This window comes from Methyloglobulus morosus KoM1 (assembly GCF_000496735.2).
In the GTDB taxonomy this organism is placed as follows: domain Bacteria; phylum Pseudomonadota; class Gammaproteobacteria; order Methylococcales; family Methylomonadaceae; genus Methyloglobulus; species Methyloglobulus morosus.
Genome location: NZ_AYLO01000047.1, coordinates 1 through 3562 on the forward strand (window position 1 = coordinate 1; position 3562 = coordinate 3562).

Here is a 3562-nt window from a genome sequence, read left to right on the forward strand (position 1 = left end):
GCACCTTGCAGGCACCGCAGTCCTTGCAGCGGTACTGCTGCTTGCCGCTCGCATTGCGCCCGTTCTTGACGATGTTCTCGCTTTGGCAAACCCGGCATGTATACTTCATTGTCATTTGGATCATTATCTTATGGCAAATCTATAATGTAACTTATCAATTATTTGGCCACTACCAAAACGGCATCCAAGACAAGGCCGTCAAGAACAAGCCGCTCCGCCCACGCCAACTGGCCCGCAACTCGGCGATCAGCACAGTGCGCTTTGTGGTGGAGCGCACCTTGGGCAGCCAACAGCGTTGGTTCGGCGGCAAGACCCTGCGTTACCAAGGCTTGGCCAAGGCCCACGCTTGGCATGTTCTCCTAGCCGTCGCTTATAACTTGAAAAGGCTGCTACGGTTGTACGTTGAAAGCCCGTTGCCGCGGTTGCCACAGGCAAAGCCTGCCTAGCGGCCGGAAAACGGTGAAATAAGGCCGGTAATGACGAACTTTTGGCAAAGATTCGCCGAAATTACCCCCTATTTTTCAATAGTAATTTGGTTTTTACGGATGTTCTAACCAATAACGGTGGTTTTGCAAGGTCTCTGGATATATTTAGGTAGAAACCGTCGATAGGCAGTACGCCGACTCGTATGTCATCGTTAACCGGGTTCAAAGAACGAAAACAAATTCCTTAACTAAGGCGCCCGGCAGGCGCATGCTATTTATGCCACGTTGACCGTAGGATTCGCTGTTAATCAACAGTTCGCGCTCACAGGTCAATCCCGCCAATTTTTCTCCGAGCAGCTGGAATAAGGAATCATCGAAGCGCGTCGCATTTATAGGTGCCTTAATCTCACCGTTCTCAACCCAAAACGTAGCGAAACGTGTCATCCCGGTGATTCGGCAATTGGCACGGTCGGAGTAATTGAGATACCAAAGGTTGCTAATATAAACGCCGGTATCGAGTTCAGACAAAACTTGTGACAATGGTAATGCACCCGCTTGGACATCGACTGAAACCATCATTTCGCTGCCATCAGCACCATTGGTTGCAATGCCAAATTCTTTGGCAGTACGCGGCGATACCATGCTGTTTGAGAGATGCCCATGGTCAATCAATGTTATGGATCCGGGCTTGATAAAGCCTTCCCTTTGAAAACTTGGCGCTATGCCTTCGGCCACATTTTCGCATAGCGTTATCGCCGGGTTCAGTTGCAAGCCCCCATCGCGCATTTTGCGAAGTGCGCTTTGTCTTGTGCGCAAGGACTTTTCAGATAATCCGTCCCAATTGAGCATGCCGACCAATTCACCGAACGCGGTTGGCGACAAATAGGCGCGATGCCCCCCCAACTTCAAGGTAATCGGATCACGTTTAAGTATGTCTAATTGTGAAACTGCGGCATTAAACTTAACCTTAAACGCGGCACTATCCCAATCGAATCCGGCATAGGCGCTCTTCACGGCTTTATCATCGCTACAGTACAGGCTCCAATCGAGATTAAAACTCGAGGTTTCATGCCAATTGCGCTGGCCATAAGAATTGGCGAACCCGCGATACACTGGGCCAGCAGCCAGGATACCCACAAAGTCATACGATTTTGCAACCGCCAGGATTTCATCGACAACGACATGGGTCGCTGGTAAACGCGAGGCCACGATGTGCTCGGTCGAACATACCTCAGTTGAAATCAGTAAATGAGGGTCATCCGACAGGTCGGCCAATTGACTGCGCAAACCGCAGACCAAACGCTCAAGAATCTCATTGTCGGGATCAAGGCTTCCTCCAAGCGTGGCCGAACTACCGGCGTGACGCTGGCCACTGATTAATTGCAGATTCAGATAAATTTGGCTTACATGCCCAGGTTGGCGGATGGCACCGTGGTTAAAGCGGACAAAATCCGAATCCTCGGCAGAAAACCAGCAGGTGAAGCGTTCGTTACCCTTGACTTGGTTTTGTAGGAATGCGGCAAGCTCATAAAAATAGTTTTGCATTCAGCCTTGTCCCCCGAAAATTTCGACATTGCCGAACAGGCAAGCGGGTGAAGCATGTCCAACTCGGATGACTTGCGAAGGCTCGGCCTTACCGCAGAACGGCGTCCCCATCACCTCAAAAGTCGAGATATCCCCAACCGCTTTTAGGCTACGCCAGAACGTGGCGGAAACACCCCGATAATTCGGGTTTTTTAGCACCCCTTTTAGCTCCCCGTTTTCAATCAGTTGACCGTATTCACAGCCGAACTGGAACTTATTGCGTGAATCATCAATTGACCATGAAATGTTTGTGTCCATCAGCACGCCGCGCTCGACTAATCCGATCATTTCTTTCAAGGTACTAGTACCGGGCTCGATATTCAAATTGGCAATACGGTCTACCGGTGGCCGATTCCAATTGCAGGCGCGAGTCGCAGCGACACCGTCAATTCCGGCGCGGGCTTGGGATATGACACCACCCAGCGACCGTTCCAGCACACCATGGCGGATCACGAATTGTTTTTCAGCGAGACTACCGTCATCGTCCCATCGGTAGCTGGAAAATTCTTCATGCCGGGTAGGGTCAAAACTGACATTAAGCAATTCGGAACCATATAGGTAGTGGCCGAACATATCGAGGGTGACAAAACTGGTACCGGCAAAATTACGTTCATCACCCAATATGCGGTCAAGTTCGAGCGGATGGCCAATAGACTCATGAATTTGCAGCATCATCTGGGACGGCATAAGCAATAAATCCATATCGCCACTCGGGCAGTTGGGCGCAGCCAACAACTCCAGTGTCTCTTCAGCCAATCGTCTTCCACTGCCGTTCATACCGCTGTCAAGGAATATTGACAGGTCACCTTGCTGGCATAGGCAGCGACCACCGAATGATCGCGTCTGGGTGTCGGAACCGACGTTGGCAGACACGTAAAGGTTCGGTACTACGTAGCGGAACTCTTGCTCGATGTCACCGCCATCTGACGAAAGGTACAGTTGGCCTGTATCGGTTATCCATAGCGAGGCTTCCCAATCGACGATTCGGTCATCGATTCGGCAGATGGCTGATTCAGCTTGCAGGAGGTCGATAATTTCTCGCCGTGACGGTTGTGTTGATGTCACTGAGGATGGGCTCTGGTATTTTCCGATATAGCTTGGAAATACAATCTTTGAAAAATCAGTTATCGGTTGTTTCGCACAGGCTGCGGCCCAGGCTTTTGCCTGACCCAGTGCCACTTTCAAACCACCTGCACTCAAGTCGCTAGTCGCGGCATAGCCGTAGCCGCCACGGTGTATGACTGTCACCATTGCACCGCGATCGACGCGGCTGGATAGTGGTTGCAATACATCCTGCCTTACGGCGATATTTTCGCTGGTCTCATTAACCGCACGCAATGAACAAAAATCAACTGTCGGCGCGAGTTCTTTAAACAGTACTCGTATTGAATCAAACAAAGCCCACCTCGAAAGTGCTTATGAAATTTACTATTGATTTATAAACTCATATAACTCAGTTTATCCGCTCATAACAGTGAAGCAAAGCAAGTATTGTATCCTGCTTCAGTTTTCTAAAAAACTTAACAGGTCAACGCAAACTCTCTTTAAATCAT

General features: G+C 49.9%; 4 protein-coding genes. 1 reads left to right on the top strand and 3 read right to left on the bottom strand.

Annotated features, from left to right (window positions below; genetic code table 11):
- On the bottom strand, window positions 1–124 hold a 124-nt coding region (locus tag MGMO_RS19510; RefSeq protein WP_321163112.1), incomplete at its 3' end, for an IS1/IS1595 family N-terminal zinc-binding domain-containing protein.
- Between MGMO_RS19510 and MGMO_RS18940 the strand changes: the two genes are divergently transcribed.
- Window positions 72–446 (top strand): transposase, encoded by a 375-nt coding sequence (locus MGMO_RS18940; protein WP_152976303.1) that lies wholly within the window; start codon window positions 72–74, stop codon window positions 444–446. The genes MGMO_RS19510 and MGMO_RS18940 overlap by 53 nt on opposite strands.
- A gap of 201 nt (window positions 447–647) precedes the next feature.
- Here MGMO_RS18940 and MGMO_RS06575 read toward each other — a convergent pair whose 3' ends face one another.
- Together MGMO_RS06575 and MGMO_RS06580 are read right to left on the bottom strand one after the other, a co-directional pair.
- Window positions 648–1970 (bottom strand): metallopeptidase TldD-related protein, encoded by a 1323-nt coding sequence (locus MGMO_RS06575; protein ID WP_023494258.1) that lies wholly within the window; start codon window positions 1968–1970, stop codon window positions 648–650.
- Window positions 1971–3407, bottom strand: coding sequence for a TldD/PmbA family protein (locus tag MGMO_RS06580; protein WP_023494259.1), 1437 nt, complete (start codon window positions 3405–3407; stop codon window positions 1971–1973). It abuts the gene before it with no gap.
- Window positions 3408–3562 lie beyond the last annotated feature (155 nt).

Coding starts and splice junctions, on each gene's coding strand:
- MGMO_RS18940 (WP_152976303.1), top strand. CDS start 72: ATGTTCTCGCTTTGGCAAACCCGGCATGTATACTTCATTGTCATTTGG.
- MGMO_RS06575 (WP_023494258.1), bottom strand. CDS start 1,970: ATGCAAAACTATTTTTATGAGCTTGCCGCATTCCTACAAAACCAAGTC.